Annotated in this window: 17 protein-coding genes; 14 read left to right on the forward strand and 3 right to left on the reverse strand. The window is 73.9% G+C overall.

The window, feature by feature from the left end; genetic code table 11:
• Nucleotides 1-37 precede the first annotated feature (37 nt).
• The 11 genes from ACFIF2_RS04955 to ACFIF2_RS05005 all read left to right on the forward strand — a co-directional run bounded on the left by ACFIF2_RS04955 (nt 38) and on the right by ACFIF2_RS05005 (nt 15,147).
• Nucleotides 38-976, forward strand: coding sequence for an AraC family transcriptional regulator (locus ACFIF2_RS04955; protein ID WP_395571240.1), 939 nt, complete (start codon nt 38-40; stop codon nt 974-976).
• A gap of 143 nt (nt 977-1,119) precedes the next feature.
• Nucleotides 1,120-2,529, forward strand: coding sequence for a phytoene desaturase family protein (locus ACFIF2_RS04960; RefSeq protein ID WP_395571241.1), 1,410 nt, complete (start codon nt 1,120-1,122; stop codon nt 2,527-2,529).
• A 31-nt stretch (nt 2,530-2,560) separates the two neighbouring features.
• Nucleotides 2,561-3,070, forward strand: a complete 510-nt coding sequence (locus tag ACFIF2_RS04965; protein ID WP_395571242.1) for an O-acetyl-ADP-ribose deacetylase — start codon at nt 2,561-2,563, stop codon at nt 3,068-3,070.
• A 125-nt stretch (nt 3,071-3,195) separates the two neighbouring features.
• On the forward strand, nt 3,196-4,788 hold the full coding sequence (locus ACFIF2_RS04970) for an ABC transporter substrate-binding protein (protein ID WP_395571243.1): 1,593 nt from the start codon (nt 3,196-3,198) through the stop codon (nt 4,786-4,788).
• Nucleotides 4,789-4,820: 32 nt separating this feature from the next.
• Nucleotides 4,821-5,789 (forward strand): ABC transporter permease, encoded by a 969-nt coding sequence (locus ACFIF2_RS04975; protein ID WP_395571244.1) that lies wholly within the window; start codon nt 4,821-4,823, stop codon nt 5,787-5,789.
• A 5-nt stretch (nt 5,790-5,794) separates the two neighbouring features.
• On the forward strand, nt 5,795-6,706 hold the full coding sequence (locus ACFIF2_RS04980; protein WP_395571245.1) for an ABC transporter permease: 912 nt from the start codon (nt 5,795-5,797) through the stop codon (nt 6,704-6,706).
• The gene (locus tag ACFIF2_RS04985; protein WP_395571246.1) at nt 6,703-7,689 is read left to right on the forward strand and encodes an ABC transporter ATP-binding protein; all 987 of its coding nucleotides are present in this window, start codon (nt 6,703-6,705) and stop codon (nt 7,687-7,689) included. Before ACFIF2_RS04980 ends, ACFIF2_RS04985 begins: the two co-directional genes overlap by 4 nt.
• On the forward strand, nt 7,682-8,341 hold the full coding sequence (locus ACFIF2_RS04990) for an ABC transporter ATP-binding protein (RefSeq protein ID WP_395571247.1): 660 nt from the start codon (nt 7,682-7,684) through the stop codon (nt 8,339-8,341). The genes ACFIF2_RS04985 and ACFIF2_RS04990 overlap by 8 nt, the downstream gene beginning before the upstream one ends.
• Nucleotides 8,342-8,477: 136 nt before the next feature.
• Nucleotides 8,478-10,100 carry an alkaline phosphatase D family protein gene (locus tag ACFIF2_RS04995; RefSeq protein ID WP_395571248.1) on the forward strand — a complete coding sequence of 541 codons (1,623 nt, stop codon included), beginning with the start codon at nt 8,478-8,480 and terminating at the stop codon, nt 10,098-10,100.
• A 219-nt stretch (nt 10,101-10,319) separates the two neighbouring features.
• A complete protein-coding gene (locus tag ACFIF2_RS05000; RefSeq protein WP_395571249.1) occupies nt 10,320-14,237 on the forward strand; it encodes a glycoside hydrolase family 2 TIM barrel-domain containing protein in 3,918 nt (1,305 codons plus the stop codon).
• Between the two features lie 31 nt (nt 14,238-14,268).
• Nucleotides 14,269-15,147, forward strand: coding sequence for a DUF72 domain-containing protein (locus tag ACFIF2_RS05005; protein WP_395571250.1), 879 nt, complete (start codon nt 14,269-14,271; stop codon nt 15,145-15,147).
• On the opposite strand, the gene ACFIF2_RS05010 is transcribed toward ACFIF2_RS05005, so the two are convergent.
• Nucleotides 15,128-15,490, reverse strand: a complete 363-nt coding sequence (locus ACFIF2_RS05010; protein ID WP_395571251.1) for an ArsR/SmtB family transcription factor — start codon at nt 15,488-15,490, stop codon at nt 15,128-15,130. The two genes, ACFIF2_RS05005 and ACFIF2_RS05010, sit on opposite strands and share 20 nt — an antisense overlap.
• A 56-nt stretch (nt 15,491-15,546) precedes the next feature.
• On the opposite strand from ACFIF2_RS05010, the gene ACFIF2_RS05015 reads away from it, so the two are divergent.
• From ACFIF2_RS05015 to ACFIF2_RS05025, 3 genes are all read left to right on the forward strand, one after another.
• Nucleotides 15,547-17,472, forward strand: a complete 1,926-nt coding sequence (locus ACFIF2_RS05015) for a heavy metal translocating P-type ATPase (RefSeq protein WP_395571252.1) — start codon at nt 15,547-15,549, stop codon at nt 17,470-17,472.
• Nucleotides 17,473-17,539: 67 nt separating this feature from the next.
• Nucleotides 17,540-19,054 (forward strand): AlkA N-terminal domain-containing protein, encoded by a 1,515-nt coding sequence (locus ACFIF2_RS05020; protein WP_395571384.1) that lies wholly within the window; start codon nt 17,540-17,542, stop codon nt 19,052-19,054.
• A 19-nt stretch (nt 19,055-19,073) separates the two neighbouring features.
• The gene (locus ACFIF2_RS05025) at nt 19,074-19,556 is read left to right on the forward strand and encodes a methylated-DNA--[protein]-cysteine S-methyltransferase (protein WP_395571385.1); all 483 of its coding nucleotides are present in this window, start codon (nt 19,074-19,076) and stop codon (nt 19,554-19,556) included.
• Between the two features lie 58 nt (nt 19,557-19,614).
• Here the strand turns inward: ACFIF2_RS05025 and ACFIF2_RS05030 are convergent, their stop codons facing one another.
• Together ACFIF2_RS05030 and ACFIF2_RS05035 are read right to left on the reverse strand one after the other, a co-directional pair.
• The gene (locus tag ACFIF2_RS05030; RefSeq protein ID WP_395571253.1) at nt 19,615-20,346 is read right to left on the reverse strand and encodes an SIR2 family NAD-dependent protein deacylase; all 732 of its coding nucleotides are present in this window, start codon (nt 20,344-20,346) and stop codon (nt 19,615-19,617) included.
• Between the two features lie 41 nt (nt 20,347-20,387).
• Nucleotides 20,388-20,882, reverse strand: a complete 495-nt coding sequence (locus ACFIF2_RS05035) for an NUDIX domain-containing protein (RefSeq protein ID WP_395571254.1) — start codon at nt 20,880-20,882, stop codon at nt 20,388-20,390.
• Nucleotides 20,883-21,018 lie beyond the last annotated feature (136 nt).

Raw genomic sequence — 21,018 nt, forward strand, 5'->3', positions numbered from 1 at the left:
ACGCCGACCCCCCTTGGCGGCCCCCGGTGCGTCTACGATGCGTCCCGTGGATCCTTTGAGTTCGCTGCTGAGCGGCATCCGCGCCGAGGGCTCCGTCGTCAGCCACGCCGTACTGACGGCGCCCTGGACCATCCGCTTCGCCGACGGCGCACCTCTCACCATGGTCAGCGTGCTGCGCGGCGGGGGCACCCTGCTGCTGCCCGACGGCACCGAGCGGACGGTCGGCGCGGGCGACACGGCCGTCGTGCGCGGCCCCGCCCCGTTCCACCTCGCGGATCGGCCCGCCACCGTGCACCGCCCCCACACCGAGTACGAGATCGCCTGCTTCACGCCGGACGCCGAGTGCGCCGCCGAGGAACTGGGCGGTATCCACTGGGCCGCCGATCCGCAGGACGCGACCGCGCTGATCGTGGGCGCCTACCGCGCCTCGGGCCATCGCCACGAACGGCTGCTGCGCGCCCTGCCGCCCGTCCTGGTCGTCAAGGAGGACGCCGAGGTCTGCGCCTGGCTGGAGACTGCGGCCGCCGACGCCGCCCGCCTGACGGCCGGTTCGCAGGCGCTGATGGACCGGCTGCTGGACTGGGCCCTGGTGTGCACGTTGCGCACCTGGTTCGACCGGGCCGGAGCCGACGCGCCCAGCTGGTACCGGGGCCTCGCCGACCCGGTCCTCGGCCCCGCCCTCCAGGCCTTCCACGACCGGCCCGCCGAGAGCTGGACGGTGGCGTCGCTGGCCACTCGGGCCGGCGTATCCCGGGCGCTGTTCGCCAAGCGCTTCACCGAGCTGATGGGCCGTCCGCCCCTCGCGTACCTCACCGAATGCCGCATGGCCGACGCCGAGGCGCTCCTGACCGACACCGACCTCAGCATCGCCCGGATCGCCCGGACCGTCGGCTACGCGGACGCCTTCGGCTTCAGCGCCGCCTTCAAGCGCCACAAGGGCCTGAGCCCCAGCACGTACCGCGCCGCGGCGGCCTGACGCGGAACGCCGCCCGGCCTCCGCCCCGAACCGGGCACCGCGCGGCGCCCGCCCGCCGACCCACGACCCCGGGCTGTCGGACCCCGGGCATATCCTGATCCCCAGTGGCCATCGGCTGACGAAGGGGTCCGAAGGTGCCGTCGATGCTCGATGCGGTCGTAGTGGGTGCGGGGCCGAACGGACTGACCGCCGCCGTGGAGCTGGCCCGCCGGGGCTTCTCGGCCGCCGTGTTCGAGGCGCGGGGCACCGTGGGCGGCGGCGCGCGCACGGAGGAGCTGACCCTGCCGGGCTTCCGGCACGACCCGTGCTCCGCCGCGCACCCGCTCGGCATCAACTCGCCCGCCTTCCGCGACCTCCCCCTGGAGCGGTACGGGCTCCAGTGGCTGCACGCCCCGCTGCCCATGGCCCACCCGTTCCCGGACGGCTCGGCCGCCGTGCTGTCCCGCTCGGTCGGCGAGACGGCCGCCTCCTTCGGAGCGCGCGACGCGGGCGCGTACCGCAGGCTGGTCGCGCCCTTCCTGCCCAGGTGGGACACCCTGGCCCGGGACTTCATGTCCCTGCCGCTGACCGCGCTCCCCCGTGATCCGGTCACCCTCGCCCGTTTCGGCCTGGCCGGCCTGCCCCCGTCCACATGGCTGATGCGCCGCTTCCGCGACGAGAAGGCCAAGACCCTCTTCGCCGGGCTCGTCGCGCACGTCATGGCCCCGCTCGGCGGCTTCGCGACCGGCGCCATAGGCCTGGTCTTCGCCCTCGCCGCGCACGCCCGCGGCTGGCCCGTGGCCCGCGGCGGCTCCCAGGCCATCTCCGACGCGCTCGCCGCCTACCTGAAGGATCTCGGCGGCACCGTCCACACCGACTACGAGGTCAAGCGCCTCGACGACCTCCCGCCGGCCCGCGCCTACGTCTTCGACACCTCGCCCACGGCCCTGGCCCGCATCGCCGGCCTCGGCAACCACTACGCCGGTTTCCGGTACGGCCCCGGCGTCTTCAAGATCGACTACGCCCTGGACGGCCCCGTCCCGTGGACCGCCGAGGAGCCCCGCACCGCCGGCACCGTGCAGATCGGCGCCGACAGCGCGGAGATCGGCGCCGCCCTGAACGCCGCCTCGCGCGAGGGCCGCGCCCCCGACGCGCCGTTCCTCATCACCACGCAGCCCAGCGTCGCCGACCCCACCCGGGCCCCGGAGGGCAAGCACGTCTTCTGGGCGTACGGTCACGTCCCCAACGGCTGGACCGGCGACCTCACCGACGCCGTCGAACGCCAGCTGGAGCGCTTCGCCCCCGGCTTCCGCGACCGCGTCCTCGCCCGGGCCACCGCCGGCCCGCCCGAACTCGCCGCGCGCAACGCCAACTACGTCGGCGGCGACATCGCCTCCGGCGCCACCTCCGGCCTCCAGCTCCTGCTGCGGCCCAAGCTGTCGCTGTTCCCGTACGCCACCCCGCACCCGGCCGTCTACATCTGCTCCTCGGCCACCCCGCCCGGCCCCGGCGTGCACGGCATGTCCGGGCACAACGCGGCCAAGGCCGTCTGGCGCAGGCTGCGGCAGACCTGACCACGCACCGGAAACGACCGGGGGACCCGCCATGACCACCCTCACCCTCGTCCAGGGCGACCTCACCCGCGAGAGCGCCGACGCGCTCGTCAACGCGGCCAACTCCTCCCTCCTCGGCGGAGGCGGCGTCGACGGCGCCATCCACCGGCGCGGCGGCCCCGCGATCCTGGAGGAGTGCCGCCGGCTCCGCGCCGGGCACCTCGGCAAGGGCCTGCCCACCGGACAGGCGGTCGCCACCACCGCGGGCGACCTGGAAGCCCGCTGGGTGATCCACACGGTCGGCCCGGTGTACAGCGACACCGAGGACCGCTCCGGCCTGCTCGCCTCCTGCTACCGCGCGTCCCTCCGCGTCGCCGACGAACTGGGCGCCCGCACGGTCGCCTTCCCGGCGATCTCCACCGGTGTCTACCGCTGGCCCGTGGACGACGCGGCCCGCATCGCCGTCGAGACGGTGCGCGGCGCCGCGACATCGGTCGCGGAGGTCCGCTTCGTCCTGTTCGACGACCGGGCCTACGCGGCGTTCGCGGCCCGGGCCGGCTGACCGGCCCGGCTCACCCATCGCCCCCACCTGCCCCATTTCTCCCCACGCCCCGGCCCACCTGGCTTGACGCTTCTCTTGCGCATGATGTGCAATAACCCGGCACTGACAACAAGCGTGGGGGAGACATGACAACCCGTCGGATACGAAGTGCGGCCGCCGCGGCGGCGTTCGCCGCCGGGGTCACGGCCTGCTCCGCGCCCGGGAACGGCGGCACGGACGGCGACGCCGAGGCGGCCGAGTCCGTCGTCATCGGGGTGGCCTCCGAGCCGGACACCCTCAGCCCGCTCCTCGGCTACGGCAAGGACGGGAACTCCAAGATCTTCGACGGGCTGCTCGCCCGCGACACCGACCTGGAGCTGAAGCCGGCCCTCGCCACCGCCCTGCCGAAGATTGCCGACGGCGGCAGGACGTACACGTACACCCTGCGCGACGGCGTGAAGTTCAGCGACGGGGAGCCCCTGACGGCCCAGGACGTGGTCTACACGTACCGCACGGTCCTCGACGCGAAGACCAACAACACCGCGCGCAGCGAACTGGACGCCGTCGAGGAGGTCCGCGCCAAGGGCGACGACACCGTCGTCTTCGAGCTCAAGTACCCGTACGCGGCCTTCGCCGCCCGCACCGTGCTGCCCATCGTCCCCGAGCACGTCGCGGGCGGGCAGGACCCCAACACCGGTGACTTCAACACCAAGCCGGTCGGAACCGGCCCGTACGTCCTGGCCGGCTGGAGCAAGGGCGAGAAGCTCACCTTCAAGGCCAACCCGCACTACTGGGGCGGCAAGCCCGCGGTGAAGTCGTTCACCATGGCGATCATCGCCGACGACAACGTCCGCGCCACCCGCCTGCGCTCCGGCGACCTCGACGGCGCCGTCCTGCCCCCCAACCTCGCCGCCACGTTCAAGAAGGACGACGGCCGGCGCACCTACGAGGCCAAGTCCTACGACTTCCGGGCCGTCACCCTGCCCACCGCCGGCAAGGTCACCGGCGACCGCGCGATCCGGCGGGCCCTGGACGCCGCCGTGGACCGCCAGGCGATGGTCGACAAGATCCTCGACGGCGCGGGCCGCCCGGCCTACGGGCCGCTGCCCGTCGACGACCCCGCCTACGCGCGCTCCGTCGAGCGCCCCCGCGACCTCGCCGAGGCCCGGCGGATCCTGGACGAGGCCGGCTGGAAGCCCGGCGCCGGCGGCGTCCGCGCCAAGGACGGACAGCGCGCCTCGTTCACCCTGTACTACCCCTCGGGCGACAAGGTCCGCCAGGACCACGCCCTCGCCTACGCCTCCGACGCCAAGAAGGCCGGCATCGAGGTGAAGGTGGAGGGCGCCACCTGGGAGGTCATCGAGCCGCGCATGGGCCGGGACGCGGTCCTCGCGGGCTTCGGCAGCGTCGGCGACCCGGACTTCGGCCTCTACACCCTGCTGCACTCCTCGCTGGCCGGCGACGGCTTCAACAACATGGCCCACTACGACGACCCGGTGGTCGACGAGGCCCTCGACGCCGGCCGCCGCAGCCAGGACCCGAAGGTGCGCGGCGCCGCCTACGAGAAGATCCAGAAGGCGCTGGTGGACAACCCCGGCTACACCTTCCTCACCCACATCGACCACCTCTACGTCCTCGCCGACCGCTGGGACGGCCTGACCACGCAGCTGGAGCCGCACGAGCACGGCTTCGCCAGCGGGCCCTGGTGGAACATCGAGGACTGGCAGCCGAAGAAGTGACCCGATCGCCCGGGAGGCTGCCCTGGACAGCGATGGCACGCCTGGCGGGGCGGCGGGCGCTGTTCGCCGTCCCCGTCGTCCTCGTCGTCACCTTCGGCGTCTTCGCCATCGCCGCCGCCTCCCCCTTCGACCCCGTCAAGGCGTACGCCGGCACTGCCGCGCTCGGCGCCGACCAGGAGACCCTGGACCGGCTGCGGGAGAACCTCGGCGTGGACCAGTCGTTCGTGGTCCGCTGGTGGGAGTGGCTGACCTCCGCGCTCACCGGCGACCTCGGCCACTCCGGCGTGATGCGCCAGCCGGTGGCGCAGGTCATCGGCGAACGCCTCGCCTGGTCCGCGCTGCTGTGCGCCGTCGCCTTCGCGGCCGCCGTCCTCGTGGGCACGCTCCTCGGGGTGCTGGCCGCCCGCCGTCCCGGCTCGGCGCTCGACCGGGCGGTCACCTCGCTCGCGTACACGCTGGAGGCCGCGCCGGTCTTCTGGATCGCGCTGCTCGCGGTGTGGCTGTTCGCCCTCCAGTGGGACGTGCTGCCGGCCGGCGGCCTGACGGACACCGCAAGCGAACAGGTCACCTTCGGCCAGGTCGCGAGCCACATCGTCCTGCCCGCCGGTGTGCTCGCCGTCTCCCAGCTGCCCTGGTTCACCCTGTACGTGCGCCAGGGCGTCGGCGACGCCCTCGCGGAGGACCCGGTGCGCGGCGCCCGGGCCCGCGGCATCGGCGAGGGGAAGGTCCTGTTCGGGCACGCCCTGCGCTCGGGACTGCTGCCGGTGCTCACGCTGATCGGCTCCCGGGTGCCGGAACTCATCACCGGCGCGCTGCTGGTGGAGAGCGTCTTCAGCTGGCCGGGCATCGCGGCGGCCACCGTCGAGGCGGCCACCGCCGTCGACTTCCCGCTGCTGGCCGCCCTCACCACCCTCGCCACCGCCGCCGTCCTCGCCGGCAACCTGCTCGCCGACCTGCTCTACGGCCTCTTCGACCCGAGGGTGAAGCTCAGTGAAATGTGAGTCCCATGGCTGACCTCACCGCCGAGAAGGCCGCGGCCGGGACGGCGGGAGGGCCCGGCACCGTGTGGCGCACCCACGGCACCGACCGCCGCTCCACCCGCACCCTGCGCCTGCGCGTCTCCGCCGCGCTGCTGACCGTCACGGTCCTCGCGGTGCTGCTGGTGCCGCCGCTGGTGCAGCTCGACCAGCAGGCCGTCGACCTGGCCGCCAAGCTGCAGGCTCCCAGCTGGGCGCACCCCTTCGGCACCGACGACGTGGGCCGGGACCTGCTCCTGCGCTGCGTGTACGGACTGCGTGTCTCGCTGCTCGTCGGCGTGGCGGCGGCCCTGACGGCGACGGTCGTGGGCACCGCCGTCGGCGCCACCGCCGGCGCGCTGGGCGGCTGGGTCGACCGCGCCGTGATGCGGGTCGTGGACACCATCTCGTCCGTGCCCCACCTGCTGCTCGGCATCTTCATCGTCGCGATGTTCCGCCCCGGCGTCTGGCCGGTGGTGATCTCGGTCGCGCTCACCCACTGGCTGTCCACCGCGCGCATCGTCCGCGCCGAGGTGCTGTCCCTGCGCTCACGCCCCTACGTCGACGCGGCCGTCTCCGGCGGCGCCTCCCGGTGGCGGGTGGCCGTACGGCATCTGCTGCCGGGCGTGCTGCCGCAGGCCGCGCTGGCCGCCGTACTGATGGTGCCGCACGCCATGTGGCACGAGTCGGCGCTGTCCTTCCTCGGCCTCGGCCTGCCCACCCACACCGCGAGCCTCGGCAACCTCATCCAGGAGGCGCGGGGTTCGCTGCTCGCCGGGCAGTGGTGGCCGACGCTCTTCCCCGGTCTGTTCATCATCGTGCCCACCCTCGCCGTCGCCGGTCTCGCCGGTGCCTGGCGGGAGCGGATCAACCCCCGTCGCCGATCGGAGCTGATGCTGTGACCGAGCGAGCCCCCGTGCTGTCGGTACGCGGTCTGTCGGTGCGCTTCCTGATGCCGGGCGGGCGCCGCGTCGCCGCCGTCACCGACGCCCACTTCGACGTGGCGGCCGGCGAGTGCCTGGCCCTGATCGGCGAGAGCGGCTGCGGCAAGTCCGTCCTCGCCTCCGCCCTGCTCGGCCTGCTCCCCGGCAACGCGCGCATCGCGGGCAGCGCGCTGCTCGGCGACCTCGACCTGCTCACCGCCGACGAGCGGACCTTCGCCCGCACCGTCCGCGGCAGGCTGATCGGCCTCGTCCCGCAGAGCCCGGCCGCCCACCTCACGCCGGTCCGCACCATCCGCTCGCAGCTGGAGGAGACGGTCGCCGAACTCACCGGGGTGCGCGGCCGCGCGGCCCTGCGCGAGACCGCCGAGGCCGCCGCCGCACGCGCCGCGTTCCCCGTGACCCACCTCGACCACCACCCGCACGAACTCTCCGGCGGCCTCGCCCAGCGCGCCGCCACCGCCCTCGCCCTGGTCGGCGACGCCCCGCTGCTGCTCGCCGACGAGCCGACCACCGGCCTCGACCGGGACCTGGTGGACCGCACCGTGGACGAGCTGCGCCGGCATGTCGACAACAAGGCGGGCGGCGAGAGCCGGGCCCTGCTGATGATCACCCACGACCTGGCCGCCGCCGAACGCGTCGCCGACCGGGTCGCCGTGATGTACGCGGGCCGCGTCGTGGAACTCGCCGACGCCCGCGAGTTCTTCGGCGCCCCCGGCCCCCGCCACCCCTACAGCCGGGGCCTGCTCGACGCCCTGCCCGACCGCGCCTTCACCCCCATCCCCGGCCTGCCGCCCGAACTCGGCGCCCTCCCCGGCGGCTGCGCCTTCGCCGCCCGCTGCGACCGGGCCACCGAAACCTGCACCGCCCTGCCGCCGCTCACCGGCACGGTCGCCTGCCACCACCCGCACGCCGCGCTCACGGAGGCCGCCGACCGTGCTTGAACTGAGCGCCATCACCGCCGGGTACGCCCGGAACGCACCCGTGTTCCGGGACGTCTCGCTGTCCGTCGCGCCGGGCGAGGCCGTGGGGCTGCTCGGTCCGAGCGGCTGCGGCAAGTCCACCCTCGCGCGGGTCGCGGCCCTGCTGCACCAGCCCGACGCCGGCACCCTGTTCGTCGACGGCACCCCCGTACGGCGCTGGCGCCACCGCGCCCCGCGCGACCAGCGCACCGCCTTCGGCGTCGTCTTCCAGCAGGCCCGGCTCTCCGCCGACCCCCGCCTCGCGCTCACCGACCTGATCGCCGAACCGCTGCGCGCCACCGGCCGACGCGAGGGCATCACCGGCCGGGTCGCCGAACTGGCCGCCACCGTCGGCCTGACCACCGACCTGCTGAGCAGGCGCCCGCACGAGGTCAGCGACGGCCAGTTGCAGCGCGCCTGCCTCGCCCGCGCCCTCGTCCTGCGCCCGCGCTGGCTGGTCTGCGACGAGATGACGGCGATGCTCGACGCGTCGACGACGGCCGCCCTCGTCCGCGTGGTGGAGGACTACCGGGCCGCCACCGGCGCCGGGTTGCTGGCCGTCGGCCACGACCGCGTCCTCCTCGACCGCTGGTGCCACCGCACCGTGGACTGGGGCACCCTGACGCGCGGCTGACCCCACCCCCGGGCCCGGCCCCCGGGAACCTTCATGGACATGTATCGGTCAAGCGCGGTCCACGGAAGCGGAAAACGCGGTTCATCCCGCGCCGATTGCCTGGTTGTCGTCCGGCCATCCGTCCCCTGGAGGTTCGATGACCCCCGACCGGCGACCGCTCCCCACCTCCGCGAACGCTCTCAAGAGAAGGGGCTTCCTCGGCCTCGCGGGCGCCGCCGGCGCCGGCGCGGTGCTGCTCGGCACCGGTGCCGCACCCGCCGCGACCGCCGCACCCGCCGCGCCCCTCGTGCCGGGCCGCGTCCCGGCCGACCCGTTCCGGCTCGGCGTCGCATCCGGCGACCCGCTCCCCGACGGGGTCGTGCTGTGGACCCGCCTGGCGCCGAAGCCCCTGGACGACGACGGCGGCATGCCCCGGCGTCCGGTCGCCGTGCGGTGGGAGGTCGCCCTCGACGAGCGGTTCCGGAAGGTCGTGAAGCGGGGCGTGGAGCACGCCGTGCCCGCCGAGGCGCACACCGTCCACGCCGACGTGCGCGGCCTGCGCCCCCACCACGAGTACTACTACCGCTTCCGCGCCGGCGACGCGGTGTCGCCGGTGGGCCGCACCCGTACCGCCCCGGCCCCCGGCACCTCGCCGACCGTCGACTTCGCCTTCGCCTCCTGCGCCAACTGGGAGCAGGGCCACTTCACGGCGTACCGGCACATGGCCGCCGAGCGCCCCGACGTGGTCTTCCACCTCGGTGACTACCTCTACGAGTACGCCGCCGGCGTCAACGGCAAGGTGCGCACGCACCACGGCGACGAGATGAACACCCTCGCCGAGTACCGCGCGCGGCACGCCCAGTACAAGACCGACCCCGACCTCAGGCTGCTGCACGCCACCGCGCCCTTCGTCGTCACCTGGGACGACCACGAGACCGACAACAACTACGCCGACCTGAGCCCGGAGAACACCGACGCCGGCCAGGGCAACGACACCACCGCCCGCTTCGCCGCCCGTCGCCGGGCCGCCTACCAGGCGTACTGGGAGCACATGCCGCTGCGGCGCCTGCGCAAGCCGGTGGACACGGCGCTGCCGCTGTACCGGCGCCTGGAGTTCGGGTCCACCGCGACCTTCAGCGTGCTGGACACCCGCCAGTACCGCACCGACCAGCCCTACGGCGACAAGTGGCAGGTCTCCGGCCCGGAGCAGTGGGACCCGAAGGCCACCATCCTCGGCGCCGAGCAGCACGCCTGGCTGGAGCGCAGCCTGTCCCGCTCGCGCTCCACCTGGAACGTGCTCCCGCAGCAGATCTACTTCGCCAACTGGGACGCCGTCGCCGGCCCGGACGACGGCGGCTACAACGACGGCTGGGACGGCTACCGCGTCTCCCGCGACCGGGTGCTCGGCTATGTCGAGGAGCGCCGCATCGACAACTTCGTCGTCCTCACCGGCGACGTGCACAACAACTGGACCAACGACCTGCGCCGCGACTTCGAGCGCCCCGAGACGCGGCTGCTGGGCAGCGAGTTCGTCACCACGTCCATCACCTCGGGCGGCGACGGCTCCGCCACCCACGACCCCGGGCAGGTGTACTGGGACGAGAACCCGCACACCAAGTACTACAGCAGCCGCCGCGGCTACGTGAGCTGCTCGGTGTCCAGGGAGAGCTACCGGGCCGACTACCGCGTCGTCGACTACGTCACCCGCCCCGGCGCCCCGGTCCGCACCGACAAGTCGTTCGTGATCGAGGCGGGCAGGCCCGGAGTACAGGACGCCTGAGTGCCGGGGGAGCGGGCGCCCGAGTCCGAGGCGCCCGAGCCCTTCCTCAGGAAACAACAAAGTCCGACGGGGTAATTGATTCGGTTGTGTTCGGGTCCTAGGGTGTGCGTGACTCAGTAGTCGCCGCGTCACCGGCAGTTGTGAACCATCCCCACGGCAACCGCCCTCACAGCACCGTGCGTTGAGCCGCCCCCCGAAGCCCCACGGAAGGCCACGGTCATGCCGCACTCGCCCGTGTCACCCGCCGCACTCCCGGCCCCCCGCCCCCGGCCGCTCGTCAGCCGTCGCCGTCTCCTGGAGGGCGGTGCCGCCGTCCTCGGCGCGCTCGCCCTGTCCGCGTCGGCCGGAGTCGCGCGGGCGGCCGGCCGGCCGGCGGCGGCCGACGAGCCCCCGGAGTGGAACGACTTCGGCGTCTTCCGCGTCGGCACCGAGCCGCCGCACACCACGCTGACGCCGTACGCGGACGTGAGACAGGCCCTCGCCGGCGACCGCACCCGCTCGCCGTACCGCCTGAGCCTGGACGGCACCTGGAAGTTCGCCTACGCCGACCGCCCCGAGGACCGGGACGTCGACTTCCACCGCACGGACACCGACGACGGCGACTGGGAGACCATCCCGGTCCCGTCCGTGTGGCAGCTGCACGGCCACGACTTCCCGATCTACCTCAACATCACCTACCCGTACTGGGGCCCCAACGGCCGCGGCGAGGACCCGGAGCCGCCCGCCGCGCCGACCCGCTACAACCCGGTCGGCCAGTACCGGCGCACCTTCACCGTCCCCCGCGACTGGGACGGCCGCCGCACCTTCCTGCACTTCGAGGGCGTCAAGTCCGCCCACTACGTGTGGATCAACGGCGAACTGGCCGGCTACGACGAGGACTCCTACACCCCGTCCGAGTACGACATCACCGACCTCCTCGAGCCCGGCACCAACCAGATCGCCGTCGAGGTCTACCGCTACGCCGACGGCGACTGGCTGGAGGACCAGGACATGATCCGGCTGAGCGGCATCTTCCGCTCGGTCCACCTGTACTCCACCCCGGCCGTCCACCTGCGCGACTTCAAGCTGGACACCCCCCTCGACGACACGTACACGGACGCCGAGCTGGCCGTCACCGCGAGCGTGCGGGCGTACGGCGACGCGGCGAGGGACGCGGGCCGGTACACCGTCGAGACCCAGCTGTACGACGCCCGCGGGCACGCCGTCTGGTCCCGGCCGCTGGAGCAGTCCGCCGACCTCGCCACGGCGGGCGCCGGCCAGGACGTCACCGTGCGGTCGGCGAAGGCCGTACCGAAGCCGAGGCTGTGGTCGGCGGAGCACCCGAACCTCTACACGGCCGTCCTGCACCTGCGCGACCCGGCCGGCAAGGTGGTCGAGACACTGTCCCACCGGGTCGGCTTCCGCGAGTTCGCGCTCAAGGACGGCCTGATGCGGATCAACGGCAGGCCCGTCTCCTTCCGCGGCACCAACCGCCACGAGATGCACCCCGACCGGGGCACCGCCCTCACCCGCGAGGACATGGTCGAGGACATCACGATCATCAAGCGGCTGAACATGAACAGCGTCCGCACCTCGCACTACCCGAACAACCCGCTGTGGTACGAACTCGCCGACGAGTACGGCCTCTACCTCGTCGACGAGACCAACCTGGAGACCCACGGCATCCGCGAGGAGTACCCCGGCGACCACCCCGACTGGACCGAGGCCTGCGTGGCCCGCGCCCAGAACATGGTCCACCGCGACAAGAACCACGCCTCGGTCGTCATCTGGTCGCTCGGCAACGAGGCGGGCGGCGGCTCCACCTTCACCGCCATGCACGACTGGATCCGCTCCTACGACCCCACCCGCGTCATCCAGTACGAGGGCGACGACCGACCGGGCATCAGCGACATCCGCTCCGAGATGTACGACACCCCGCAGCGCGTCGAGCAGCGGGCCGAGGACACCTCTGACACCCGGCCGTACGTCATGATCGAGTACGCCCACTCGATGGGGAACTCCACCGGCAACTTCAAGAAGTACTGGGACCTGATCCGCCGGTACGACGTGCTCCAGGGCGGCTGGATCTGGGACTTCGTCGACCAGTCGCTGACCTGGCCGGTCCCGCGGCGCACCCTGCTGACCGAGGAGGGTCCCGCCGGCCTGCGCGGGGAGATCCTCGCCGCCTCCGGCACCTTCGAGCGCGGCGAGGGCCTGTCCGGCGGCACGGTCTTCGCCCGCGACGAGCGCCTCGACCTCACCGGCTCGCTGACCCTGGAGGCCTGGGTCACCCCGGACGTCACCGGCTACCACCAGCCGATCATCGCCAAGGGCGACACCCAGTACGCACTGAAGCAGAACAACCGGTCCCTGGAGTTCTTCATCCACTCCGGCGGCCAGTGGATCACCGCTACCTGGACCGTGCCCGAGGACTGGACCGGCCGCGAGCACCACATCGCGGGCGTCTTCGACGCGGACGCCGGCACCCTCACCCTGTACGTCGACGGCGAGCGCCGGGCGACCCGCACCACCGACCGGCGCCCCGCGAACAACACCGCCTCCCTGGCGCTGGCCACCGACGCCGACAACCAGGTCCGCGAGTTCAGCGGCACGATCCGCCGCGCCCGCGTCTACGCCCGCGCCCTCACCGCCGCCGAACTGGCCGACGGCGGCCGTGGCCCCGGTGACGACGGGGTGCGGTTCTGGTTCGACGCGGCGAGCGTGAAGGTGGAGCGGCGGCGGACGAAGGAGAAGACCTTCCTCGCGTACGGCGGTGACTGGGGCGACAACCCCAACGACGGCTGCTTCGTCGCCGACGGCGTCGTCCTCGCCGACCGGGGGCACACCGGCAAGGCCGCCGAGGTCAAGCGGGTCTACCAGGCGGTCGGCGCCGAGCGGCGGTCCGGCGGCCCGGGCGCGGTCACCCTCGTCAACGAACACCTCTTCACCAACCTCCGCGAGTTCGACGGCCACTGGGCCCTCGTCGCCGACGGGCGCACCGTGCGGCGCGGACGGCTCACCCGCGACCAGCTGGACGTGGCGCCGCTGTCCCGCAAGGACATCACCGTGCCCGTACGGCTGCCGGACGACCCGGCGCCGGGCACCGAGTTCTTCCTGGAGCTGTCCTTCACCACGAAGGAGGCCACCCCCTGGGCGAAGGCGGGATTCGAGGTCGCCCGGCGGCAGCTCGCCCTCGACGCGCACGCCCCCGCCGCGACCCCCGTGCCCCTGGAGCGGGTGCCGTCCCTGCGCCACCGGGACGGCGAGGACGAGGTCACCGTCGACGGCCGGGGCTTCTCGGTCACCGTCGACAAGCGCACCGGCACCCTCACCTCCTACGAGGTGAAGGGCAGGCGGCTGATCACCTCCGGCCCGGTGCCCAACTTCTGGCGCGCGCCCACCGACAACGACAAGGGCAACGGCCAGCACACCCGCAACCAGACCTGGCGCGACGCGGGCGCCCGCCGGAAGGTCACCGACGTCACCGTGCGGACGCTGGGCGACCGGGCCGTCGAGATCAAGGTGAGCGGCACCCTGCCGACCACCGTGGAGTCGGCGTACTCCACCACGTACACGGTCTTCGGCAACGGCGAGGTCAAGGTCGACAACACCCTGCGCCCGGGCGCCGCGAACCTGCCCTACATCCCCGAGGTCGGGACGCTGCTGTTCCTGCCGCGCGGCCTGGACCGGCTGCACTGGTACGGCCGGGGCCCCGAGGAGAACCACTGGGACCGCAACACCGGCACCGACGTCGGCCTGTACTCCGGGACCGTCGCCGAGCAGTGGACGCCCTACATCCGCCCGCAGGAGAACGGCAACAAGACCGACGTCCGCTGGGTCGCCCTCACCGACGGCGACGGGGCGGGCCTGCTCGCCTCGGGCGAACCCCTGCTGGAGTTCAACGCCTCCCACTTCACCCCGGAGGACCTGTCGGCCGGGGCGCGGCACGACTACCAGCTCACGCCGAGGGACGCGGTCGTCCTGAGGCTGAACCACCGTCAGATGGGCGTCGGCGGCGACAACAGCTGGGGCGCGCACACGCACGACGAGTTCAAGCTCTTCGCCGACCGGGACTACGCGTACACCTACCGGCTGCGTCCGCTGCCGGACGTGAAGGAGGCGACGGCGCTCTCGCGGCGGCCCACGGCGACCGATTAGAGGTCCGGGTGCCCGGGGTACCCGGGCTCCCATGGGTGACGTACTGGTCGGCGCGTGTTCCTGGACGGACCGTCAGCTCGTGGCGAGCGGCTGGTATCCGCGCGGGCGGCGGGACGCCGAGGGGCGGCTGCGGCACTACGCGTCGCGGCTGCCCGTCGTCGAAGTGGACTCCGGGTACTACGCGTTGCCGAGCCGCCGCAACAGCGAGCTGTGGGTGGAGCGCACGCCGGAGGGCTTCCGCTTCGACGTCAAGGCGTTCTCGCTGCTCACCGGCCACCCCACGCGGGTGGAGGCCCTGCCGCCCGACCTGCGGGGCGCGGGGCCCGCCGCGCTGAGGCGCGGACAGGCGGGCGAAGGGCTCCTGGACGAGGTGTGGGGACGCTTCGCCGAGGCGGTCGAACCGCTGCGCAAGGCCGGGCGGCTCGGCACCGTGCTGTTCCAGTTCCCGCCGTGGTTCGCGCCCGGCGCCCCGGCCGAGGAGGCGCTCGAAGCGTGCGCCCAGCGCACCGAGGGCTGGCCGCTCGCGGTGGAGTTCCGCCACCCCGGATGGTGGGAGCCGGAGCGCGCGGACGCCACCCACGCCCTGCTGTCCGCCCTCGGTGCCTCGGCCGTCGGCACCGACATGGTGCAGGGCCTGCCCGGCTCCCTGCCGCCCATCGCGCCGGTCACCCGGCCGGACCTCGCCGTCGTCCGCTTCCACGGACGCAGCCGGGCCTGGGGGAGGGGCAGCAAGGAGGACCGCTTCCGGTACGACTACTCCCCGGCCGAACTCGCCGCCTGGGCGCCCCGGCTGCGGCGGGCCGCCCGCCGGACGGACGAACTGCACGTGCTGTTCAACAACTGCTGCGCGGACGCCGCCGTACGCGCGGCCGAGAGCATGCGGGAACTGCTCACTGAGCCGCGTCGCTGATCCCCAGCCGCAGGTGCTCCACGTGGTAGACGGCTTGGTCGAGCAGCCCGGCCACATGGTCGTCGTGCAGCGCGTACACCACCGACCGGCCGCTGCGCTCACCCACCACCAGGCCCAGATTGCGCAGCAGCCGCAACTGGTGCGAGCAGGCCGACTGCTCCATGCCGACCTCGGCGGCCAACTCGGTCGCGGGCAACGGGCCTTCGCGCAGCCTCGCGAGGATCAGCAGCCGGGAGGGCGTGGACAGGGCCTGGAGCGTGGTGGCGACCTTGGCGACGTTGTCCGCGTCCAGACGCACACGTGCGGCGGCGTCCTGCGCGGTGGTGGCGGCTCCGTGACCCATGCGCTCATCCTACTCACCACACATGAACGCATGAACGAGTCTTCATTTGTTCCTGTATGGTGTGCCGCGTGTCCACCACGCTCGCCCCCACCCCGGTCCCCACGCCCGTCCGCCGGGCGCCCCGCCGCCGCACCCGCGTCCTCGCCCTGCCCGAGGCCCGCTGGGCGCTCGCCTCGCTGCTCGCCTTCCTCGCGGCGCTCCCGTTCGACCTCGCCGGCGCCCCCGCCTGGACGTACGGCCCGCTGTACGCGCTCGCCTACGCCGCCGGCGGCTGGGAACCGGCGCTGGAGGGCCTGCGGGCGCTGCGCGAGAAGACCCTGGACGTCGACCTGCTGATGATCGTCGCGGCGCTCGGCGCGGCGGCCATCGGCCAGGTCCTCGACGGCGGCCTGCTGATCGTCATCTTCGCCACCTCCGGCGCCCTGGAGGCCCTCGCCACCGCCCGCACCGCCGACTCCGTGCGCGGCCTGCTCGACCTCGCCCCCACCACCGCGACCCGCGTGACCGGTGACCGCGAGGAGACCGTCCCCACCGCGGACCTCGCCGTCGGCGACGTGCTCCTGGTCCGCCCCGGCGAGCGGATCGGCGCCGACGGCACGGTCCTCGACGGCGAGGGCGAGGTCGACCAGGCCACCATCACCGGCGAGTCCCTCCCCGTCCTCAAGCGCGCCGGCGACGACGTCTTCGCCGGCACCCTCAACGGCACCGGCGCCCTGCGCGTCCGCGTCGGGCGCGACCCCGCCGACTCGGTGATCGCCCGCATCGTCACCCTCGTCGAGGAGGCGTCCCGCACCAAGGCGCCGACGCAGCTGTTCATCGAGAAGATCGAGCAGCGCTACGCCGTCGGCGTGGTGGTGGCCACCCTCGCGGTCTTCGGCATCCCGCTCGCCTTCGGCGCCGACCTCACCGACGCCCTGCTGCGCGCCATGACCTTCATGATCGTCGCCTCGCCCTGCGCGGTCGTCCTCGCGACCATGCCGCCCCTGCTGTCCGCCATCGCCAACGCCGGCCGGCACGGCGTCCTGGTGAAGTCCGCCGTCGCGATGGAACGCCTCGGCGAGATCGACACCGCCGCCCTCGACAAGACCGGCACCCTCACCGAGGGCACCCCCGAGGTGACCGCCGTACGCCCGCTGCCCGGCTCCGGCCTAGACGAGGACGCCCTCCTCGCGCTCGCCGCCGCCGCCGAGCATCCCAGCGAGCACCCGCTGGCCCGCGCCGTCGTGGCCGCCGCCCGCGCCCGGGACCTGCGCATCGCACCGGCCGAGGACTTCGCCGCCACCCCCGGACGCGGCGTCACCGCGATCGTCGACGGCCACGAGGTGCGCGTCGGCCGCGCCGAGACACCCGAGGGCGCCGAGACCACCGTCCAGGTCACCCGCGACGGCACCCCCGTCGGCACCCTCACCCTCACCGACCGCCTCCGGACCGACGCCGCCGGCGCCACCGCCGCGCTCACCGCCCTCAACGGCACCGCCCCCACCCTGCTCACCGGCGACAACGCGCCCGCCGCCGCCCGCGTCGCCACCGCCACCGGCCTCACCGACGTCCGCGCCGACCTGCTGCCCGAGGACAAGGTCGCCGCCGTACGGGAGCTGGAGCGGGCCGGCCGCAAGGTGCTCTTCGTCGGCGACGGCGTCAACGACGCGCCCGCCCTCGCCGCCGCGCACGCCGGAGTCGCCATGGGCCGCGCCGGCTCCGACCTGGCCCTGGAGACCGCCGACGCGGTCGTGGTGCGCGACGAGCTGGCGGCCGTACCCGCCGTCGTACGCTTGTCCCGGCGCGCGCGCCGGCTGGTGGCGCAGAACCTGGTCATCGCCGGGACGTGCATCACCGTCCTGGTCCTGTGGGACCTGATCGGGCATCTGCCGCTGCCGCTCGGCGTCGCCGGGCACGAGGGCTCGACCGTCCTGGTCGGCCTCAACGGCCTGCGGCTGCTGCGCGAGTCGGCCTGGCGATCCGGAGCGGCCCAGGAAGCGTGACGTCCATGTCGGATTCCCGCCAGCCCCAGCCCGGCCGGCGGGCCATCCTGGACCCATGCGGACGGGAATGCACACCGACACCGAGCGCTGCGTGCGCGCCGTGCGGTCGAAGGACGCGCGATTCGACGGCTGGTTCTACACGGCCGTCCTGACCACGGGCATCTACTGCCGGCCCAGCTGCCCGGTGGTGCCGCCGAAGCCCGAGAACATGACCTTCCACCCCAGCGCGGCCGCCTGCCAGCAGGCCGGCTTCCGGGCGTGCAAACGCTGCCGCCCGGACGCCAGCCCGGGCTCCCCTGAGTGGAACCTGCGCGCCGACCTCACCGCCCGCGCCATGCGGCTGATCGCCGACGGCGTCGTCGACCGCGAGGGCGTCCCCGGCCTCGCCGCCCGGCTCGGCTACAGCACCCGGCAGGTGGAGCGCCAGCTGCTCGCCGAGCTGGGCGCCGGCCCGCTGGCGCTCGCCCGCGCCCAGCGCGCCCAGACCGCCCGCCTGCTCATCGAGACCACCCCGCTGCCGATGGCGGACATCGCCTTCGCGGCCGGCTTCTCCTCCGTCCGCACCTTCAACGACACCGTCCGCGAGGTGTACGCCCTCGCCCCGAGCGAGCTGCGCAGCCGCGCCCCGAAGCGCCGCACGGCCGGCCCGGCCCCGGACACCGTCACGGGCTCCGCCCCCGCCCCCGGTTCCACCCCCGGCGCCCTGTCCCTCCGCCTCCCCTTCCGCACCCCCCTCAACCCCGACAACCTCTTCGGCCACCTCGCCGCCACCGCCGTACCCGGCGTGGAGGAGTGGCGGGAGGGCGCGTACCGGCGCACCCTGCGCCTCCCGTACGGTCACGGCATCGTGGCCCTCACCCCCCGACCCGACCACATCGCGTGCCGCCTCACCCTCAGCGACCCGCGCGACCTGACCGTCGCGATCAGCCGCTGCCGGCGCCTGCTCGACCTGGACGCCGACCCGACCGCCGTCGACGACCAGCTCCGCGCCGACCCGCTGCTCGCGCCGCTGGTCGACAAGGCACCCGGCCGGCGTGTGCCCCGCACGGTCGACGAGGCGGAGTTCGCCGTACGGGCCGTCCTCGGCCAGCAGGTCTCCACCGCCGCCGCCCGCACCCACGCGGCCCGCCTGGTCACGGCCCACGGCGAGGCGATCGACGACCCCGAGGGCGGTCTGACCCACCTCTTCCCGTCGGCGACGGCGCTGGCACAGGTCGACCCCGAGACCCTGGCGATGCCCCGCACCCGCCGCACGACCCTCACCACCCTCGTGTCCCGCCTCGCCGACGGCTCGCTCAACCTGGGCGTCGAGACGGACTGGGCCGAGACCCGCGCCAGACTCCTCGCCCTGCCCGGCTTCGGCCCCTGGACCGCCGACGTCATCGCCATGCGCGCCCTCGGCGACCCCGACGCCTTCCTCCCCACCGACCTCGGCATCCGCAGGGCCGCCGGGGAGCTGGGCCTGCCCTCGACCCCGGCGGCGCTCACCGCCCGCGCGGCGGCCTGGCGCCCCTGGCGGGCGTACGCGGTCCAGTACCTGTGGGCGACCGACAGCCATCCGATCAACTTCCTGCCCGTGTAAGGACGGACCCGTGGCACCGCTGAAGCAGCACACCGTGATCGACAGCCCGTACGGCCCCCTCACCCTGGTCGCCGACGACGGCGTCCTGAGCGGCCTCTACATGACCGGCCAGCGCCACCGCCCGCCCGAGGAGACCTTCGGAACGGCCGACGACGGACCGTTCGCGCGGGCCGAGGAGGAGCTGGCGGCGTACTTCGCCGGCGAACTGACGGACTTCACCCTCGACCTGCGCCTGAACGGAACCCCGTTCCAGCGCACGGTCTGGGACCAGCTCCGGAAGATCCCCTACGGCGAGACCCGCACCTACGGCGAACTCGCCGCCGCCCTCGGCACCCCGAACGCCTCCCGCGCCGTCGGCCTCGCCAACGGCCGCAACCCGATCGGCATCATCGTCCCCTGCCACCGCGTCATCGGCGCGAGCGGCGGCCTCACCGGCTACGGCGGCGGCCTGGAACGCAAGCAGCGCCTGCTGGACTTCGAACGGGGCTCGGCGCTCTTCTAGGGGGCGTCGTCGCGACCCCGGCATGATCCAGACGACGCCCCTTAGCCACCCGGCACGGTCACCCGGCGCCCAGCCCGCGCAGCAGCTCGGGCAGGGCCGTCCCGATGGGCTCCCGGACGACCTCGTCGGCGAGGTCGTCGTACGGCGTCGGCTCGGCGTTGACGACGACCAGGCGGGCCCCGTGGTCGGCGGCCACCCCGGCGAGTCCGGCGGCCGGCTGCACCTGGAGGCTGCTGCCGACGGCGACGAACACCTGGCACGCCTTGCTGACGGCCACGGCGTCACCGAGGACCACCGGGTCGAGCCGCTCGCCGAACATCACGGTCGCCGGCTTCAGGATGCCGCCGCACTCCAGGCACGGCGGGTCGTCCTCGCCCGCGTCGAGGCGGGCCAGCGCGTCCTCCATCGGGCCCCGGACGCGGCAGCCCGTGCACACGTAGGCGCGTGCCGTGCCGTGCAGTTCCAGCACCTTGCGGGCGGGGAGCCCGGCGAGCTGGTGCAGGCCGTCAACGTTCTGCGTGATCACCCGGACCGGTACCCCGCGCCGCTCCAGCTCGGCCACCGCCCGGTGCGCGGCGTTCGGCTCGGGCCGCAGCGCGTGGGTCTCGCGCCGCATCCGCCAGGAGCGGCGCCGGATCTCCGGATCGTTCATGTAGTACTCGTACGTGACGAGCTTCTCGGCCTCCGGATCGCGCCGCCACAGCCCGTTCGGACCCCGGTAGTCGGGGATGCCGGAGTCGGTCGACACGCCGGCGCCGCTGAGGAGGGCGACGAGGGGCTTGCTGGTCATGCCGTCGAGGTTAGGACGCCCGGCGGACGAGGGGCGAACGCTTATCGATCGACCCGGACGCCGTTCTCCAGCTCGGCCGTGCCCGAGCCGTCCGCGAGCACGTCCAGCGCGGCCAGCACCCGGCCGTGCAGGGAGCCGAGGAGGTGCTCGCCGAGTTCCGCGCGCGACACCAGCCGCCAGGACAGCAGCTCCTCCTCCTGCAACCGGATCGCCTTGAGGTCGTCGTCGCTCAGGACCCCGCCGTCGTACAGGTACGCCACGATCGGCGGCCGGCCCGCCCCGTGCGACCAGTCCACCGCGAGCAGCCGGCCGAGCCGCACGTCCAGGCCGATTTCCTCCACCGTCTCCCGCCACGCGCCCTGCCGCGGGGTCTCCCCGTCCTGCGCCTCGATGGTCCCGCCGGGCAGTGTCCAGCCCTCGCGGTAGTTGGGCTCGACGAGCAGTACCCGCCCCTCGGCGTCCCGGAGGACCGCGGCGGCGCCGGCGATGACCCGGGGGAGCGAGGCGATGTAGGTGGCGTAGTCAGCAGTGCTCATCCCGGAAGCGTAGCGAGAGCCGGGCCCGTGCCGTCGCCGCCGTTCCAGGGAGCGGGCAGGGGCATGACGGGGTGGGTGTCCTCCGGTTATGGTCGCAAGCGGCGCGACTGCCTTGACGTGCGCAAGGCTCGGAGAG

It is taken from the genome of Streptomyces sp. BK79, from assembly GCF_044142145.1.
In the GTDB taxonomy this organism is placed as follows: domain Bacteria; phylum Actinomycetota; class Actinomycetes; order Streptomycetales; family Streptomycetaceae; genus Streptomyces.

Coding starts and splice junctions, on each gene's coding strand:
- ACFIF2_RS05010 (WP_395571251.1), bottom strand. CDS start 15,490: ATGGGTCACGGAGCCGCCACCACCGCGCAGGACGCCGCCGCACGTGTG.
- ACFIF2_RS04965 (WP_395571242.1), top strand. CDS start 2,561: ATGACCACCCTCACCCTCGTCCAGGGCGACCTCACCCGCGAGAGCGCC.
- ACFIF2_RS04955 (WP_395571240.1), top strand. CDS start 38: ATGCGTCCCGTGGATCCTTTGAGTTCGCTGCTGAGCGGCATCCGCGCC.
- ACFIF2_RS04980 (WP_395571245.1), top strand. CDS start 5,795: ATGGCTGACCTCACCGCCGAGAAGGCCGCGGCCGGGACGGCGGGAGGG.
- ACFIF2_RS04975 (WP_395571244.1), top strand. CDS start 4,821: ATGGCACGCCTGGCGGGGCGGCGGGCGCTGTTCGCCGTCCCCGTCGTC.
- ACFIF2_RS05030 (WP_395571253.1), bottom strand. CDS start 20,346: ATGACCAGCAAGCCCCTCGTCGCCCTCCTCAGCGGCGCCGGCGTGTCG.
- ACFIF2_RS04995 (WP_395571248.1), top strand. CDS start 8,478: ATGACCCCCGACCGGCGACCGCTCCCCACCTCCGCGAACGCTCTCAAG.
- ACFIF2_RS04970 (WP_395571243.1), top strand. CDS start 3,196: ATGACAACCCGTCGGATACGAAGTGCGGCCGCCGCGGCGGCGTTCGCC.
- ACFIF2_RS05020 (WP_395571384.1), top strand. CDS start 17,540: ATGCACACCGACACCGAGCGCTGCGTGCGCGCCGTGCGGTCGAAGGAC.
- ACFIF2_RS05015 (WP_395571252.1), top strand. CDS start 15,547: ATGGTGTGCCGCGTGTCCACCACGCTCGCCCCCACCCCGGTCCCCACG.
- ACFIF2_RS04960 (WP_395571241.1), top strand. CDS start 1,120: ATGCTCGATGCGGTCGTAGTGGGTGCGGGGCCGAACGGACTGACCGCC.
- ACFIF2_RS05005 (WP_395571250.1), top strand. CDS start 14,269: ATGGGTGACGTACTGGTCGGCGCGTGTTCCTGGACGGACCGTCAGCTC.
- ACFIF2_RS05000 (WP_395571249.1), top strand. CDS start 10,320: ATGCCGCACTCGCCCGTGTCACCCGCCGCACTCCCGGCCCCCCGCCCC.
- ACFIF2_RS05035 (WP_395571254.1), bottom strand. CDS start 20,882: ATGAGCACTGCTGACTACGCCACCTACATCGCCTCGCTCCCCCGGGTC.